Origin of the sequence: Bradyrhizobium sp. CCBAU 11430 (genome assembly GCF_028128855.1) — a bacterium.
In the GTDB taxonomy this organism is placed as follows: domain Bacteria; phylum Pseudomonadota; class Alphaproteobacteria; order Rhizobiales; family Xanthobacteraceae; genus Bradyrhizobium; species Bradyrhizobium ottawaense.
The window spans coordinates 172,559-190,022 of record NZ_LBJV01000074.1 but is presented as its reverse complement, the minus strand read 5'-3'; the positions used below and the strand labels follow the sequence as shown (position 1 = coordinate 190,022).

The window sequence follows — 17,464 nt, the reverse complement described above, 5'->3', positions numbered from 1 at the left end:
AGAGGGACCAATGGTTTCCTGAAGGCCTTAGGGAGCTTCCAGCCTCAGGCGATCAGCCGCGAGGCAAAATCGGGCAGCAGGCCTGCATCGCCGGCAAGACGGAAATCGGCGCCAGTAATCCCTGCCTGCACCAGCCAGTCGTCGAATTCCGGCGCGCGGCGCAGACCGAAGACGTCCCGGACATAGAGCGCGTCGTGAAAAGACGTCGACTGGTAGTTCAACATGACGTCGTCGGCGCCGGGGACACCCATGATGAAGGTGACGCCGGCGGCTGCGAGCAGCGTCAGCAGATTGTCCATGTCGTCCTGGTCCGCCTCGGCGTGATTGGTGTAGCAGATGTCGATCCCGAGCGGCAGGCCGAGCAATTTGCCGCAGAAATGATCCTCCAGCCCGGCGCGGATGATTTCCTTGCCATCATAGAGATATTCCGGGCCGATGAAGCCGACCACGCTGTTGACCAGCAGCGGGGCAAAGGCGCGGGCGACCGCATAGGCGCGCGCCTCGCAGGTCTGCTGGTCGACGCCGTGGTGGGCGCCCGCCGACAGCGCCGAGCCCTGGCCGGTCTCGAAATACATCACGTTCTGCCCGACCGTGCCGCGCCCCTGCGACAACCCGGCCTGCTGCGCCTCCTTCAGAAGCGCAAGGTCGATGCCGAAACTGCGATTGGCGGCCTCGGTGCCGGCGACCGACTGGAAGACAAGGTCGACCGGCGCGCCCTGCCCGATCAGCGCCAGCGTCGTCGTGACATGGGTCAGCACGCAAGCTTGCGTCGGGATCTTCAGCCGCGTGATGATCTCGTCGAGCAGTCGCAGCAATTGCGCGATGACGGCCGGATCGTCGCTCGCGGGATTGATGCCGATGCAGGCATCGCCGGCACCCAGCAGAATGCCGTCGAGGATCGAGGCGGTGATACCCCTGGCATCGTCGAAGGGATGGTTGGGCTGCAGCCGCGTGCTCATCCGCCCCTTCAGGCCGATGGTGTTGCGGAAGGCGGTGGTGACCTCGCATTTCCGCGCCGCCAGGATCAGATCCTGATTGCGCATCAGCTTCGACACTGCGGCTGCCATCTCCGGGGTGATGCCGCCCGCCAGCTTGCGCAGGATTTCGGGCGTTGCGGCATCCGACAGCAGCCAGTCGCGGAAGGCACCAACCGTCAGCGACGCCACCGGCGCGAAGGCCTTCGCGTCATGGCTGTCGATGACGAGGCGGGTGACCTCGTCGGCCTCGTAGGGAATCACGGCTTCCTGCAGGAATTGGCCGAGCGGGACGTCGGCGAGCGCCATCCGCGCCGCGATCATCTGCTCGGCGGTGTCGGCGGCGATCCCGGCCAGCCGGTCGCCGGAGCGCGGCGGCGTCGCCCTGGCAAGGAGGTCGCGCAGGTCCGGGAAGGTGTGGGTCGTTGCGTCGATGGTATGGCGGTAGACCAAGGGTCTCTCCGGGGTGCGTCGGCCGGTGGCCGACCTAAGACTATCCTGAAACTCTACCTTCGGATCAAGACGCTGAAATAACTTGCCTTTCCTACGACCAAGGACGGAGGCAGCCAACGGCCGTGTTAACGCCGCATCCATCTTCGTTCTGCATAGTTTTGCATCAAATTCGAACCACCCCGCTCACCGGCCGCTTCAGGCCATTCCGGGCCCCTGAACACCATGACATCAGACCGATCTGGGAATGCCGCCAAGCTGGCTGGCCGTTTCACGCTTGCCACCAAGCTCTATGCGATCTTCGCGCTGTTCGCGCTGCTGACGGCTGCGATCGCGATGCTGTCCGACTACAACAGCCGCCGCGGCGCCGACCTGACCAGCGCGATCGAGACGGCGAACGCCGCAGCTCTGAACGTCGAGCGCGTCAACTCGCTGGTCTATGCGGTCGTGATGGAATCGCGCGGCGTCTACATGTCGACCGAGCCCGCCGTGGTGAAGAAATACGGCGAGGGCCTGCTCAAGTTCAACGCCCAGATCCTCGACGTCGTGAAGCGCTGGGAGACCATCGTCAAAGCCGACGATGCCGAGCAATTCGCCACCTTCAAGAAGCGCATCGAGCAGTTCGTCGAGTTCCGCAAGGAACTGGTGCGCCGCGGCGTCGAGATCAATGCGGCCGCGGGCCGCGAATGGGGCGACAACGATGCCAACCGCACCGTGCGCTCGGCGCTGAACAAGGATCTCGAGGCGCTGTCCAAGGTCTATGCCGAGCGCGCCAAACAGATCGCGCGCGAGACGGAGACCAATCGCACCCTCTCCTTCGTCCTGACCTGCCTCGGCGGCGTGGCGCTGGCCCTGGTCGTGATCGGCATCGTCATCATCGCCCGCTCGGTCGCCCGGCCGCTCGCCGCGATCACCGCGACCATCAAGCAGGTCGCCGACGGCACCGAGGATGTCGTGGTGCCGCACTCCGACCGCGCCGACGAGATCGGCGCGCTGGCACGCGCGATCCAGGTCTTCCAGGAGGCCATGGGCCGCAACCGCAACCTCGCCGCGCAGGTCTCGCAGGGCTCCGCCGCGCGCGAGGAGCGCGCGCGCCACATCGAACAGTCCGTCGAGGAGTTTCGCGGGGCGATCGGCGCGATCATGCGCGGCCTCAGCGACAACGCCTCGGTCATGCGCGAGACCGCGCAGACCATCACGCGCGTCACCGCGGATGCCTCCAGCCGCGCCGGCACGGCGGCCAATGCCACCGAGCAGGCCTCGCACAACGTCACGGCGGTGGCCGGCGCGGCCGAGGAACTGTCGGCCTCGGTCGTCGAGATCGGCCGCCAGGTGCGGCAGAGCGCCGGCGCGGTCGAGCAGACCGGCCAGCGCACCGAGAAGTCGATCTCCGAGATCGAGAGCCTCGCCGCGGCGACGCAACGCATCGACGGCGTGCTCAATCTGATCCAGGCCATCGCCGAGCAGACCAATCTGCTGGCGCTGAACGCGACCATCGAGGCCGCGCGCGCCGGCGACGCCGGCCGCGGCTTTGCCGTGGTCGCTCATGAAGTGAAGACGCTCGCGGGCCAGACCGCCAAGGCCACCGCGGAGATCAGCGAGAACGTCTCGATGATCCAGGCCTCGACCCGCAACGCGGTCGATGCCGTGCGCGAGATCGGCGGCGCGGTGCGCGAGATCAACGAGGTCACCTCCGCAATCGCCGGCGCCATCGGCCAGCAGGACGCCGCCACGCGCGAGATCTCGTCCAACGCGCAAAGCGCGGCGCAGGGCAACGAGACGCTGGTCGCAAACATCACCTCGCTGCGCGACGCCATCGGCGAGACCGATACCGCCGCATCCTCGGTGTTGACGGCGGCGGGCAGCCTGACCGAGACCGCGGACACGCTGTCGCGCGAGGTGGAGAAGTTTTTCCAGAATTTGCGCGCGGGATCGGCGGACGGCCGCATCGCCAGAGCGGGATGATCAAGGCCGGATGATTGGCGCGTCCGCCGCTGCAGGGGCCGCGGCGAGCCTGCTCCAGACAAAAGTGCGAAAACAACCCCATGCACAGTAGACGGGGTCAGCACTATCAATGGCCTGGCGCGGCCTGCACGATGACTGCTGATTTTTCGAAGTCGTTCCCAAGCGGAAATGGACAGCGATGCTGAGCTTGTGCCCTTCGCCACGCCGGCGACGGCTCACAGCATCTAACAACGCCTAACGAGCTATCGGCCGGCCTCCACGCCATGTTGCAGAGCCAGACGAAGGAGTGTCCTGCCCCGCAGGCGCCGATCGCCTGAAGCCAGGAGGCACTCCGATGCCCATGTCATCCAATTTGCCATCCAATTCGTCATCCAAATCCGCAATCATCATCGACAGAGATCGACGCGCGCTTCTCGGCACCGCTGCGATTGGAATTGCAGCGGCGATCTCCGCGAGCGTGTTTTCCGTTCACGGCGCGCTGGCGGCCGACGAGAGCGTCATTCGCCCGTTCCGTATCGACATTCCCGAGCAGGATCTCGTCGAGCTCCGCCGTCGTGTGCTGGCGACACGCTGGCCCGACCGCGAGACCGTTTCCGATCAGTCGCAGGGCATCCCGCTGGCGAAGCTCCAGTCGCTCGTGCACTATTGGGGCACGGGCTACGACTGGCGGAAGATCGAAGCAAAGATGAACGCGCTTCCGCAATTCGTCACTGCTATCGACGGGATCGACATTCATTTCATCCATGTCCGCTCCAGACATCCCAATGCGCTCCCTGTCGTGATCACCCATGGCTGGCCGGGATCGGTGTTCGAGCAGCTCAAGGTGATCGATCCGCTCACGGATCCAACGGCCCATGGCGGACGGCCTGAGGACGCGTTCGACGTGGTGATCCCCTCGATGCCCGGCTACGGATTCTCCGGCAAGCCGCGCGATACCGGCTGGGGCCCCGAGCACACCGCGCGCATCTGGGCAGATCTCATGAAGCGGCTGGGTTACACCCATTACGTCGCCCAGGGCGGCGATTGGGGTTCGCCCGTCTCCAGCGCGATGGCGCGGCTGGCGCCGGCAGGCTTGCTCGGCATTCACATCAACTTGCCGGCGATCGTCCCGCCCGACATCGCCGCGATCCTCGCCGCCGGCGGGCCTGCCCCGGCGGGACTGTCCGAGAAGGAACGCACCGCGTTCGAAGCATTCAGCGCGGCTGCCAGGATGGGCAACCGGTCGTATGCGGTGATGATGGGAACGAGGCCGCAGACGGTCGGCTACGGCTTGACGGATTCTCCTGCGGGGCTGGCAGCCTGGATGCTCGGTCATCCAGGGTTCTCGCATTGGAATTACGATGGCACCGACCCCGAGAAGTCCCGCGACGAGGTGCTGGACGACATCACGCTCTACTGGCTGACGAACAGCGCGGTTTCGTCGGCGCGACTTTACTGGGAATACAGCGGGCGCAGTCCGGCTCTCGCCGCCCCCGAGAAGACCGCGGAGATCTCGCTTCCCGTGGCCATCACCGTCTTTCCCGGCGAGAGCTATCAAGCCCCGGAGACCTGGGCCCGGCGCGCCTATCGCAACCTGACCTACTTCCATGAGGTCGACAAAGGCGGTCATTTTGCGGCCTGGGAGCAGCCTGAGCTTTTCTCCGCGGAGCTGCGCGCCGCATTCAGGCCGCTTCGGCGCGCGAGCTGACGCACTCCTGCGCTTTGGCGCGCATGATGCAGCGGACGACGGGCGTCCGCTGCATCATCGCAGTTCGGCTGGACAGGCCGCCGATAGAAGCCAATCAGCTCGCCGTCATTTCCCGTCGAGGAAAGCACGCACCTTGCTCACGGTCTGCGCCGGCTGCTCTTCCATGATCCAATGTCCGGAGCCGGTGACGATACCACCGTCAACCTTCGTGCCGACTTCGCGCATGATCGCGGCCTGCTGATCGCCAAAGGACTTTTCAGCGCCAAGGGCGAGGATCGGCATGTTCAACTTGGTGCCGGCAAAAACCTTGTTGTCCTTGGCGTCTTTCCCGAACGCTGCGAACTGCTCGAAGGCGTAATGCATGTTGCCTGGCCGGGCGTAGAGTTTCGCATAATGGTTGCGGGTCGCTTCGTCGATTGCCTTGGGGTCGGCCGACAGCTCATTGTAGAACCGGTCGAGATAGATGCGCTCGCGGCCCTTGACCAGGCGGTCGACGTCAGGGCCGCGGAAGTTGAAATGCCACAGCATGGGGCTTTTCAGGATTTCGTCCCAGGGACCGATGCCGGGCAGCGGCGCGTCGATGACGACCCATTTGGTGATGCGGTCGGGATATTGCGCCGCGAGCGCATAGCCCACCATGTTGCCGATGTCGTGCGTCACCAGATCGGCTTTCTGGACGTTGAGCTTGTCCATGACCATGGCGATGTCGACGCCCTGGTTTTTCTTGTCGTAACCGGCTGCGGGTTGCGACGAAAGCCCCATACCGCGCAGGTCCGGAACGATCACGGTGTGGTCCTTGTAGAGTGCCTTGGCGAGCGGCGCCCACATGTCTCCGGTGTCGCCGAAGCCGTGCAGGAGCACGACCGCCGGTCCCTGTCCGCCAACGCGGACATGCAGGGTGACGCCGTTGACCGAGATGCGCTGGATTTTGAAATCCGCGGGAAAGGGCTCCACGGCGGCAAGCGCGGATGGGCCGCTGCAGATGATCAGGATCGTCAGGATAGAGGCGAAGATTGCCGCGATGGATCGCGCGCCGGACGTCCGGCGGCTCGGGGCGAAACTGCACATTGTTGACCTGCTCGCTCTTGTGCCGAGCGCAACAACGTCGGCAATGCACGCATTGAAGTGATCCCGTCATCCAAGCATACCATGCTACCTATGACCAGATACTTCCGCGCATTGGGCCAGTCCCGGAGAAACTGTCTGCCTATCCCATCACCCCGCCGCGCTTGATTAGCTCCTTGCCGACAGCAGCCAGATGCACCTGGTCCGGCCCGTCGCCGATGCGGATGAAGCGGGCGTAGACGTAAGCACGCGCCAGGAACGTGTCCTGCGAGACGCCGGCGGCGCCGTGGATCTGGATGGCGCGGTCCATGACACGGGCGGCCATGCTGGGCACCACGATCTTGGCCGCCGCGATCAGGTCGCGCGCGGCCTTGTTGCCTTCGCGGTCCATCTTGTCGGCGGCTTGCAGCGTCAAGAGCCGCGCCTGCGCGATCTCACAGAACGAGTTTGCGATGTCCTCGCGCACCGAGCCCTGCTCGGCAAGCGGCCTGCCGAAGGCCACGCGGGAGACTGATCGCTGGCACATCAATTCGAGCGCGCGCTGGGCGCAGCCGATCAGCCGCATGCAATGGTGGATGCGGCCGGGCCCGAGCCGCCCCTGCGCGATCTCGAAGCCGCGGCCCTCGCCGAGCAGCATGTTTTCCGCGGGCACGCGGACGTTCTCGTAGACGATCTCGGGATGGCCGACCGGCGCGTCGTCATAGCCGTAGGTCAACATATCGCGGACGATGCGCACGCCCGGCGTGTTCCTGGGCACCAGGATCATGGATTGCTGGCGGTGACGGTCGGGATCGTCGGGCGCGGTCTTGCCCATCACGATCAGGATCTCGCAATCCTCGTTCATCGCGCCTGATGTGAACCATTTGCGGCCGTTGATGACGTAATCGTCCCCATCGCGCATGATGGCGCACTGGATGTTGGTGGCATCGCTGGAGGCGACCTGCGGCTCGGTCATCGAGAAGCCGGAGCGGATGCGGCCCTCCAGCAGCGGCTTCAGCCAGCGCTCCTGCTGCGCCCTGGTGCCGTAGTTTGCGAGCACCTCCATGTTACCGACATCGGGCGCGGAGCAATTGAAGACCTCGGGTGCCCAGAGGATGCGGCCCATGATCTCCTTCACCGGCGCATATTCGAGATTGGTGAGACCGGGGCCGTGCTCGCCCGACAAGAACAGGTTCCAGAGCCCCTGCTCCCGCGCCAGCCGCTTCAGGTCCTGCAGGACGGCCGGCGTCCTGTAGCGCGCGGCCTCCGGCTTCACCTGCTCGTAATAGAGCTCCTCGACCGGCTCGACATGTGTCCGCATGAACTGCCGGACGCGCTCCTGGAGCTCCAGCGAACGGGCGGAGTGTTGAAAGTCCATTGGGTTCTCCTCTTCCCTTGTGGGAGAAGGTGGCGCGAAGCGCCGGATGAGGGGTTGTTTCAGCGAATGCCATTGTTAGAGGAGTGCGCGGAGATAGACCCCTCACCCGGCTTCGCTTCGCGAATCCACCCTCTCCCACAAGGGGAGAGGGTGCACCGTCTCTGCGGCTGCTCCTCACGTCCCCTTCAGCAGCTCACTCGCCACCACCCAGTCGTTGCCGTCGAACTGCAGCATGTAGCCGTCCTTGATCGGGCGGAAATCCTGCGGCGTGGTATTGAGCGTGATGCCGGGCATCAGCAGCGACAGCGGCACGCTCTTCAGGTTCGCCGCCTGCGCCATGATGTTCTCGCGCGTCAGATTGTCCTTGCACTGCTTCAGCAGCACCACCAATGCCTCGGCGACGGTGTAGCCGTAGAGGCCGGCGACGTTGTTGACGTCGGCATTGGGCAGGCGCTTCTTCATGAAGTCGATATAGGCCGTCATCGCCGGATCGTCCTTCGGCGTCTCGTCGAACGGCTTGAGCGCGCCGAGCGAGAGCACGCCCTTGCCGGCCTCGAGACCCGCAGGGACCATCACGGTCGCCTTGTTGGCGCAGCCGGAGGCGAGGAAGCGCGTCGGCTGCCAGCCGACCTCGTGGGCTTTCCTGATCGCCTGCGCGCAGGCGCGCGGCGTCACCGAATAGATCATGAAGACGTCGGCCTTGGTGTTCGCTAGCGTCAGCACCTGGGAATCGACGGTGGGATCCGCGACCTCGAAGCTCGAGGCCATCGCGATCGCCTTGTCGGCGTCGGCGCCGAGCGCCTCCTTGACGCCGCGAAGATATTCCTTGCCGGCATCGTCGTTCTGGTAGAGCACGGCGAAGCGCGCGTTCGGGTTCTTGGCGCGGGCATAGGCGACGTCGATCGCGGCCTCGCTGGTGTAGTTCGGCGCCCAGGGCAGCGCCATCGACCAGGGCATGTTGGCCGGATCGTTCCATTTCGAGGCCGAGCTGATCAGAAAGAGCTGCGGCACCTTGTTGCTGTTGAGATATTTTGCGATCGCCGAGCTCGGCGCCGTGCCCATGGTCGCGAAGATGAAGGCGACGCCGTCGCCTTCGACGAGCCGCCGCGCCGCCTCCATGGTCTTGGGCGGCGAGAACGCATCGTCCAGCGAGATCAAATTGAGCTTGCGGCCGCCAACCCCGCCCTTCTCGTTGACCTCGTCGAAATAGGCCGCGATCACCTTGCCCGTGATGCTGAGCGGCGAGGCCGGCCCGCTATAGGGCATGGTGTTGCCGATCTTGATCTCGGTGTCGCTGACGCCCGGACCGTAGGATTTTTGCGCGGAGACGGATGTGGACAGGCAGGCGGCAGCGAGCGCTGCGGCCAGGGCCAAGGCGGCTTTCATGGTTTCTCCCCGGTGATCTCCGCGCGAGGCGGCCGCGCGGCGTGCTGCTTTTGTCAGCGCGTCAGATCAGCGGAGTTCCGCAAGATGGTCTTGCGTCGAGTTGCTGATGGCTCAGCCGCGCCGCTTCAAGCTGAAGCCCAGGCTGATCCAGCCCGCTCCCGCCATGATCAGATCGATACCGAGGAACAGGCCGAGGATATAGACGCTGTTCACCGGCCAGCGCGCGACGATCAGCAGGCCGAGCAGCAGCGTGATGACGGCCGACAGCGCCACCCAGACCCACGGGCTCTCGCGCTTCATGCTGAAGGCGAGAAACAGCCTGACGGCGCCCGAGGCGATCAGCGAGGCGCCGAGAAACAACGTCAGCAGGACCGCCGCGAACAGCGGATTCTCGAAGGTCAGGAAGCCCGCGATCACGTAGAGCACGCCGAGCAAGGCCCAGATCAGGAACTTGCCCCAGCTCTTCATCTGGAACGCGCCGATGATCTCGGTGACGCCCGCGACGATCATCATGGCGCCGACCACGATCACGCTCGCCACCGTCGCCATCACCATGCTGCCGAGCGCAATGAAGCCGGCGATGAGATAGACGACGCCGAGCGCGACGATCCAGCCCCATTTGGCATGCAGCGCCGCGATGCCGGAGCCGAGACTTGGGTGATGTGACGTGTCCGAAGCACTGGTCATGACGGCCACTCCTGCTTGCGTAGCCCGGGGGCGCGCGCCAGAATAGCACGCATCGTGCCGGGACGACAGCCAGCAGAGCACCCGTACCGGCAGTAACATTGACGCAAATCAAGATCGACTGCGGCGCGTCAGCCGCGCGACCGCTCCATCTCGAGCTCGGCCTTGAGGTTGTCGAGATCGCGGTAGATCGACGCAACCGCCAGCACGCGGCCGTCCTTGCGGTACTTCAACAGGCAGTCCTTGCCTCCGATGCTGCCGTCGATCGCGATCTCGTCAAAGCTCTCGGCGTGGCCGACATAGTTGATCGGCACGTCGTAGTGTTGCGACCAGAAGAACGGCACCGCGTCGAAGCGCTCGCGCTTGCCGAGCATGTTGCGCGCCGCGGTCTGGCCCTGGCGTTCGGCAACGACCCAATGTTCGACGCGGATGGTTTGCCGGGAATGCGGATCGGGCCAGCGCGCGATGTCGCCGGCCGCGAAAATGCCGGCGACACTGGTCTCGAGATATTCGCTCACGCTGACACCGCGATCCGCCGCAAGCCCGGCGTGCTCGGCCAGCGCAAGGCGCGGCTTGACGCCGATGCCGACCACGACGAGGTCGGCTTCGATGACAGCTCCACTCTTCAGCGTGGCGCGGGTGCCGTCGAGCTTTTCGACTGTGTCCTTGAGATGAAAGATCACGCCGTTCTCTTCATGGAGCGACCGCACGAAGTCGCCCATCTCGGAGCCGAGCACCTTCTGCATCGGCCGCTCTTCCGGCGCGACCACGTGCACCTCGATCTTGCGTGCCCGCAAGGACGCCGCGACTTCGAGGCCGATGAAACTGGCGCCGATTACCAAAGCGCGCCTGGCACTCTCCGCGGCCTTGATGATGGCGCGGCTGTCGGCGACGGAGCGCAAGGTGTGGACATGCGGCTGGTCGGCGCCCGGGATCTGCAGTTTGACGGGCTCGGCGCCGGTCGCGAGCAGCAGCCGGTCGAACGGAAGCCTGTCGCCATTGCCGAGCGTGACGTTGCGCGTCTTCGCATCGATGGCGGAGACGTCGGTGTTGAGCCTGAGATCGATGCCCGCGTCCTGATAATAGTCCTGACCCCGCAGCGGCAGCCAATCCTCCGGTGCGTTGCCCGCGAGATAATCCTTGGAGAGGTTGGGCCGGTCGACCGGCATCGCGCCGTCATCGCTGAGCATGGTGATGGCGCCGGCAAAGCCCTCGCGCCGGAGCGTCTCGGCGGCCGCGAAGCCGGCTGGGCCGCCGCCGACGATGACGAATTTCTCCGGTGTCGGCGCGTTGCGATGAGCGGTCGACGGCTTTGGCGCCTCGCGCTTGCGCCGAACGATGATGTCGTCCCGATCGCGCGCGACCTCCCACACCGCCAGCGCGTTCAGGGCCGGCGGGCGGGTGGCTTCGCCCGTGCGCAAGGAGAAGCAGGCGTGATGCCAGGGGCAGCGGATGGTGTCTCCCACCACCAGGCCCTCGGCGAGCGGCCCGTGGTAATGGCTGCAGGCCGGCTCGATCGCAAAGATCTCGCTGCCGGCCTGCACCAGCAGGACGTCCTCCTCGCCGACATGACCGAGCAGTTTGCCATCCCTGAACGCGGTCAGCGACACGCCTTTGCTCAGGTCGGGTCCGCTCGGCTTGTTGTTCTCGGTCATGGCGCCGTCTCCTTGAGCAGTCGCGGGTCAATCGTCCGAATTGGCGAGCCCCAACAGTTCCTGGCGCGTCAGCGCATTGTCACGGAATACGCCCAGCATGCGGCTGGTGACGAGATCGGTCCCGGGCTTGTGCGCGCCGCGCGTCGTCATGCAGTGATGCGTCGCCTTGATGATGACGCCGACGCCTTCAGGCTTGAGCACGTCGTTGATGGTATTGGCGATCTGCGCGGTCATCTTCTCCTGGATCTGGAGGCGCTTCGCGTAGATGTCCACCACGCGCGCAAGCTTGCTGATGCCGACGACACGGCCCTGCGGGATATAGGCGACCCAGGCGCGGCCGACGATCGGCGCTATGTGGTGCTCGCAATGGCTCTCGAAGCGAACGCCGCGCAGCACGATCATCTCGTCATAGCCTTCGATCTCCTCGAAGGTCTTTTGCAGGATTTCCGTCGGATCCTGCGCATAGCCGGAAAAATACTCTTCGAAGGCACGTGCGACCCGGTCCGGCGTGTCACGCAGACCGTCGCGCGCGGGATCGTCACCGGCCCAACGGATCATGGTTCGGATCGCCTGCTCGACCTCCGGCCTGTCAGGCCGTTCGACCGGCGCCTGCGCCACCGCGACACGTTCCAGCTTGCGCACTTGTGACTTCATCGAGATCCTCCCCTGCAACGCGCCGCATACAGAAGCGGCTCCTCAGCTTGGACGGCTGCAGTCGCAAAAGGTTCCCAGGATCAGGAAAAATCGGAGGGATGGCAGACAAGCCGGCTGGCCGGGCGAGAAACGACCTTTATGAGGCCGCTTTCCGGACCTCGACCACCGCCTGCGCCCATTCGGCCGGCCGCTCCTGCGGCAGGTTATGGCCGGCATCGGCGAAGACACGCCGCTCGAATGGGCCCTCGAACTTGCGCGCGTGATGAGCGGTGCCGGGATTGACGCCGTCGCTGTCGCCGTCGATCGCGATGGTCGGGACGCGGATCGGCGGTTGGCCCGCGAGCTTCGCCTCGATCGCGGCATAGGCGGGGTCGCCCGCGACCAGCGCGTAGCGGTGGCGGTAGGAGTGGATCACGACATCGACGAAGTCAGGATTGTCGAACGACACCGCGCTCCGTTCGAACGTCGTGTCGTCGAACGCCCATTTCGGCGACCACATCGCCCAGAACTGGCGGGCAAAGCCACGCCGGTTGCGCTCCAGCGCGCGGCGGCCGCGCTCGTTGTGAAAGAGATATTGATACCAGAGTGCCGCCTCTTCCGGCGGCGAGGCCGGCTCCATGGCGCGGGCGATGTTCTGGATGTTGTAGGAGTTGCCGGAGACGAGGCCGACCACGCGCTCCGGATAGAGCGCAGAGACCACGCAGGCCGCGCGCCCGCCCCAGTCATAGCCGCCGACGACGGCACGCTTGATGCCGAGCGCGTCCATGAAGGCCAGCAGATCCGCGCCGAGCGCCGCCTGCTCGCCGGAGCGCGGCGTGTCCGCGAAGCGAAACCGCGTCGGCCCGTAGCCACGCAACCAGGGCACCAGCACCCGCGCGCCGGCTTCGGCAATGATCGGCGCGGTCTCGGCATAGGCGTTCACGTCATAGGGAAAGCCGTGGCCCATGATGCAGGGCCAGCCGTCGGGCGCACCGTATTCGCGATAGGCGATGTCGAGGATGTCCGTGGTGACGGTTTTTTGTTGCATGATTTGCTCACGGAGTTGTGCGGTCGTAGGCCGGATGAGCGAAGTGATATCCGGAATCTGGCGCGGCCGGCCACGGATGTCGCTACGCTTATCCGGGCTATAGGGCTATCTCTGCGGGCCTGATAGCGAGATGTCGCGCTCGGCGCGGAAGACATTGCTGTAGAGGTTGGCGATCCATTGCCGGCCGATCTCGGTCTTGTTGAGGTAACCGATCTCGGTCTGGATGTGCGGTGCGACGCTGTTCCAATAGAATTGTGGATAGCGGTTCACGATGTCGGCCGGTGAATCGTAGCCGAGCTGGCGATTGATGCCGACTTCCTCGAACTCGTAATAGAGCGCGTTGGCCTTGCGCAGATAGTTGGGATCGCCGAGCTGGCCGATGAAATCGGCAGCGCGCAGGATCGAGGCATCGACGTCATACTCATGGCCTTCCTGGGCCGGAAAGCGCGTTCCCTCGATAGCGCGGGCGATGCGTTCAGGATCGAGACCGGGAATGTGCTGCAGCCGCCGCGAGACATAGAGCTTCGAGCGGTCGACGTGATACATCATCAAGCTGGCGTCGGAGGCACCACGCGGCAACGAGATCTTGGTGTCGGCGGCATCGATGACGAAGCCGTCGATGTCATCCTCCTCGAACAGCCCGCGGACATAGCCGATATCGTGGGCGAGGCAGGCGATCAGGACATGGACGTAGTCCTCGGCCGTCAGGTGGGTATGGAGATTTCGGCCACTGAGGATCGAATGGCCCGCCAGCGTCACCAGCATCGTATGTTCGATATTATGGTAAAGGGCATCGCTGTTACCGATGCATTCCATCGCGGTGCGGGTTGCGCTCTCGACCATGCTTGCAGCGGTCTCGCCGTACCGACGCCGCATAAACGTACCCAGCAGCTTCTCCAGGGATTCAGCCGCCAGTCTCGGCAACGTCATCATGGATGCAGCCCCGCGTGTCGGTGGTGTACCATGTCAGCTCCCGAAGTCTCGTTCTTGTCCTCGACGCAACGACCCAGCATAGCCCATCTTGGGCCGAGTGACCAAACCCCCGGGAACGCGATTACGGAAATATGTTACCGTTGTGCTATGCAAGATCGCGGTTGCGGTGAAGGCGCGGCACACCCCGGCGGCGAGCCCGGCCGACGAGGCCGCGTTTATTCCACCATCACCACGTCCACGGCGACGCCGAGCTTCTGCTTCGGCGAGCCGACGATGATGCCGTCGACCGGCGAGACGTCCGAAAAGTCGCGCCCGACCGCAAGCACGATATGGTCGTTGGCAATCAGCAGATCGTTGGTCGGGTCGAAATCGACCCAGCCAAGCTCCGCCCCGCACCACAGCGACACCCAGGCATGGGTGGCATCGGCGCCTTGCAGGCGGGCCTGGCCCGGCGGCGGAATGGTGCGTAGGTAGCCGCTGACATAGGCCGCCGGCAGACCGAGCCCGCGCAGCCCTGCGATCATCACATGGGCAAAGTCCTGGCAGACGCCGTGTCGCTTGTCGAAGACCTCGTCCAGCGGCGTCGAGATCACCGTCGCCTTGGGGTCGTAGCGAAACTCGGCGCGGATGCGATGCATGAGATCGACCGCGCCCTCGAGGATGCCCGCGCCCGGCGCGAAGCTCATCCCCGCATAGGCGCTGACCGGACGCAGCACCGGCACCAGCGGGCTCGCGAAGACATAACCGACCGGCGAGGACGGCCCCAGGCTGGTCGCCTCGAAGGCGATGTCGCGGATGCTCTCCCAGCTCGGGCTGCCCGCATCGCGCGTCGGCGGCTTACGTGACACGGAGACACGCGAACGCGAGTCGATCCGCAAATTGCGATGCGCCGCTTCGATCACCACACTCTCCGTCAGAGTGCCGAAGAAATCGCGCCGGACGTGGCGCTCGGCGGGACGCGGGCGGATATCGACCTTGTGCGAGATCAGCTCCTGGCCGCCGCCGCTCCTCGGCTCCAGCCGCAGCGTGCAGCGGGCGAAGCTGACCGGATTCTCGTACTCGTAGGTGGTGACGTGACGGATGTCGTAGATCACGCCAGCCCCGTCAGCTTTTCCGGCCGGGCGGCATTGGGGCCGTGCGGGAAGTAGTGCTGACCGATAGCCTCGGCGAGGCTGAGCAGGTCCTGCTCCAGCGCGAACAGCGTCTTGACCTCGAGCTTCTCGGCCTCCGCGGTCGCCAGCATCGCCTGCATCGCCACCGCAAGGCGCTGCGGCTTCTCGATCAGGCCGTGCTCCTTCAGGCTCGGCAGCGCGGCGATGTGCTCGTTCAGCGTCGTCACCTGGAACGCCACCGAACGTGGATTGTAGCCGTCGAGCACGGCAAGGTCGCGCACCGGCGCCAGGATCGGCGCCAGCAGATAGCGCGAGCGATAGGTGATCTGGCAATCCACCAGCGTCAGCAGGATGTCGAGATCCTCATCGCCGGCCTCGTCATAGGCGAACTGGCGGGTGAAGCGCGTGGTGTTGATGGCGCGCTCGGTGCGGCGGCCGATGTCGAGAAAGCGCCAGCCGGCGGCGCGGTTCATGTTCTCCTGCGCCAGCCCTGCGAGGCTCGCGAGTTCCTGCAAGGTCAGCTCGGCCGCGCTCAGCACGCCGTCGTCGCCCTCGACCTGGTAGGCTAGGCGCTCGGCCATCTCGGTGATGACCTGCCAGGCATCGGGCGACAGCCGCTCGCGCAAGGAGGTCGCCGTGCGCTGCGCCGCGCGCACCAGCGACAGCGCCGAGCCGAAACGTTCCGCGCTCTGCAACGCTTCGGCGGTGATCCGCCCGGGCGCGGCGCGCGAGGTCTGCGAGATCGCGCCCCAGGCCACCAGCAGGCGCTGGATGCGTTCGCCAGATTGCAGCGAGGCCGCGGTGCCCTTGTTGGGCCCGCTCGGCGAGCCCAAAGCGCGCACCAGCCGCAGCGTCGCCTCGGCGCGTTCGAGATAGCGGCCGAGCCAGAACAGATTGTCGGCGGCGCGGCTCGGCAGCACGCCGGCGATGCGGCGGATGCGGACCTTGTCGGTCGCCGGCAGCAGCGTCGCGGTCGAGACCTGCTTGTCGGAGACCACCCAGACGTCGGCCGCGCGCGCGCCGTCGCCCATCGACACCGCGCGCGCATCCGGCTGCTCGGCGATGCGGCAGAAGCCGCCGGGCATGATGGCCCAGCCGTCGGGCGTCGCCGCCGCGAACACGCGCAGCACGAAGGGCCGCGGCGTGATCTGGCCCTGCTCCCACACCGGCATGGTCGACAGCCGCACCACCTCCTGGCCGACATAATCCATGCCGCGTGCGGCGATGGCGTCGATCAGGCGCTGGCGGTCGCTCGCATCCAGCTCGCTCGCGAGCACCGGTCCCGCGCTGTCGAAACCGGGCACGCCGCGCCGGTAGGCGCCTTCGATCGCGACCTCGTCGAGCCGCGACAGCACCTCCTCGCGCGCGCTGCGCTGGCCGCACCACCAGGTCGCGATGTGCGGCATCTTCAGCTCTTCGCCGAGCAGGCGGCGGCTGAGCGCCGGCAGGAAGCCGAGCAGCGCCCGCGCCTCCAGCACGCCCGAGCCCGGCATGTTGGCGACGACGACGCCGTCCTTGCGCAGCACGTCGATCAGGCCGGGCACGCCGAGATGCGAGGAGGCATCGAGCTCGAGCGGATCGAGCGAATTGGAATCGACCCGGCGCAAGAGCACGTCGAGCCGCTTCAGCCCGGCGACGGTTCGGATGTGGACGCGGTTGTCGCTGACCGCGAGATCGTCGCCCTCGACCAAGAGGAAGCCGAGATAGCGCGCCAACGTCGCATGCTCGAAATAGGTCTCGCTGAAGCTGCCGGGGGTGAGCACGCCGATCCGGGGCTCGTCGCGGTCGGCGCGCGCGCGCAGGCTGTCGCGAAACGCCTCGAAGAACGGCGCGACGCGCGGCACATTCATCGACTTGTAGAGGTCGGAGAAGGCGCGCGAGAGCACCAGACGGTTCTCCAGCGCGTAGCCCGCCCCCGACGGCGCCTGGGTGCGGTCGCCGAGCACCCACCAGCGGCCGTCGGGTCCGCGGCCGACGTCGGCGGCATAGATCGACAGATAGCGCCCGCCCGGCGGCGGCACGCCGCAGACGGGGCGGAGATATTCGGGACTGCCGGCAATCGCGGCCGCCGGCAGCGCGCCTTCCGCGACCAGCCGGCCCTCGCCATAGATGTCGCGCAGCACCAGTTCGAGCAGCTCGGCGCGCTGGGTGATGCCGGCGCAAAGCTGCTGCCAGTCGGCCTCGTCGATCAGGAGCGGCAGATGGCTGATCGACCACGGCCGGTCGGCGCTGTCGCCGGGCGCACGGTAGGTGACGCCGGCCTCGCGCAGATGGCGGTCGGCCATGCCGAAGCGACGCTCGATCTCGTCGGGCGCGAGCGCGCCGAAGGCATCGAAGAAGCGGCTCCAGACCGCACGCGGGGCGCCGTCGGGGCCCAGGAACTCGTCGGGGATGCCAGGCAAGCGGCGATAGTCGCGGACCCATTGGGCAAAGCGGCGCTGGCCCTCACGCTGGCCTTGCGCCCTACCCGCCTTGTCCTGCTCGGCTGCGCCCTCGCTCATGCGCCTCTCCCTGC

At 66.0% G+C, this 17,464-nt stretch carries 13 protein-coding genes; 2 read left to right on the top strand and 11 right to left on the bottom strand.

What is annotated here, in order from left to right; all coding sequences use genetic code 11:
* Positions 1 to 44: 44 nt before the first annotated feature.
* A complete protein-coding gene (locus XI04_RS37640; RefSeq protein WP_212476226.1) occupies positions 45 to 1,427 on the bottom strand; it encodes an ethanolamine ammonia-lyase subunit EutB in 1,383 nt (460 codons plus the stop codon).
* 222 nt (positions 1,428 to 1,649) lie between these two features.
* On the opposite strand from XI04_RS37640, the gene XI04_RS37635 reads away from it, so the two are divergent.
* Together XI04_RS37635 and XI04_RS37630 are read left to right on the top strand one after the other, a co-directional pair.
* Positions 1,650 to 3,389: a methyl-accepting chemotaxis protein gene (locus tag XI04_RS37635; protein ID WP_038947784.1), complete on the top strand. Its 1,740-nt coding sequence runs from the start codon at positions 1,650 to 1,652 to the stop codon at positions 3,387 to 3,389.
* A 334-nt stretch (positions 3,390 to 3,723) separates the two neighbouring features.
* Positions 3,724 to 5,076 carry an epoxide hydrolase family protein gene (locus XI04_RS37630; RefSeq protein WP_271609368.1) on the top strand — a complete coding sequence of 451 codons (1,353 nt, stop codon included), beginning with the start codon at positions 3,724 to 3,726 and terminating at the stop codon, positions 5,074 to 5,076.
* A gap of 105 nt (positions 5,077 to 5,181) precedes the next feature.
* Here XI04_RS37630 and XI04_RS37625 read toward each other — a convergent pair whose 3' ends face one another.
* From XI04_RS37625 to XI04_RS37580, 10 genes are all read right to left on the bottom strand, one after another.
* Positions 5,182 to 6,144, bottom strand: coding sequence for an alpha/beta fold hydrolase (locus XI04_RS37625; RefSeq protein WP_271609367.1), 963 nt, complete (start codon positions 6,142 to 6,144; stop codon positions 5,182 to 5,184).
* 139 nt (positions 6,145 to 6,283) lie between these two features.
* Positions 6,284 to 7,498 carry an acyl-CoA dehydrogenase family protein gene (locus XI04_RS37620; protein WP_271609366.1) on the bottom strand — a complete coding sequence of 405 codons (1,215 nt, stop codon included), beginning with the start codon at positions 7,496 to 7,498 and terminating at the stop codon, positions 6,284 to 6,286.
* A 174-nt stretch (positions 7,499 to 7,672) separates the two neighbouring features.
* On the bottom strand, positions 7,673 to 8,884 hold the full coding sequence (locus XI04_RS37615; protein ID WP_271609365.1) for an ABC transporter substrate-binding protein: 1,212 nt from the start codon (positions 8,882 to 8,884) through the stop codon (positions 7,673 to 7,675).
* A gap of 111 nt (positions 8,885 to 8,995) precedes the next feature.
* Positions 8,996 to 9,571 carry an HdeD family acid-resistance protein gene (locus XI04_RS37610; protein WP_026201537.1) on the bottom strand — a complete coding sequence of 192 codons (576 nt, stop codon included), beginning with the start codon at positions 9,569 to 9,571 and terminating at the stop codon, positions 8,996 to 8,998.
* A gap of 128 nt (positions 9,572 to 9,699) precedes the next feature.
* Positions 9,700 to 11,223: an FAD-dependent oxidoreductase gene (locus XI04_RS37605; RefSeq protein WP_271609364.1), complete on the bottom strand. Its 1,524-nt coding sequence runs from the start codon at positions 11,221 to 11,223 to the stop codon at positions 9,700 to 9,702.
* Positions 11,224 to 11,250: 27 nt separating this feature from the next.
* Positions 11,251 to 11,877 carry a GTP cyclohydrolase I FolE gene (gene folE, locus XI04_RS37600; RefSeq protein WP_028143232.1) on the bottom strand — a complete coding sequence of 209 codons (627 nt, stop codon included), beginning with the start codon at positions 11,875 to 11,877 and terminating at the stop codon, positions 11,251 to 11,253.
* Positions 11,878 to 12,013: 136 nt separating this feature from the next.
* A complete protein-coding gene (locus tag XI04_RS37595) occupies positions 12,014 to 12,904 on the bottom strand; it encodes an alpha/beta fold hydrolase (RefSeq protein ID WP_271623914.1) in 891 nt (296 codons plus the stop codon).
* A gap of 105 nt (positions 12,905 to 13,009) precedes the next feature.
* Entirely contained in the window at positions 13,010 to 13,837 is an 828-nt protein-coding gene (locus tag XI04_RS37590; protein ID WP_028143234.1) for a hypothetical protein, read from the bottom strand.
* Between the two features lie 215 nt (positions 13,838 to 14,052).
* Positions 14,053 to 14,931: a transglutaminase family protein gene (locus XI04_RS37585; RefSeq protein WP_212476214.1), complete on the bottom strand. Its 879-nt coding sequence runs from the start codon at positions 14,929 to 14,931 to the stop codon at positions 14,053 to 14,055.
* Positions 14,928 to 17,450, bottom strand: a complete 2,523-nt coding sequence (locus XI04_RS37580; protein WP_038947775.1) for a circularly permuted type 2 ATP-grasp protein — start codon at positions 17,448 to 17,450, stop codon at positions 14,928 to 14,930. Before XI04_RS37580 ends, XI04_RS37585 begins: the two co-directional genes overlap by 4 nt.
* Positions 17,451 to 17,464: the final 14 nt, after the last annotated feature.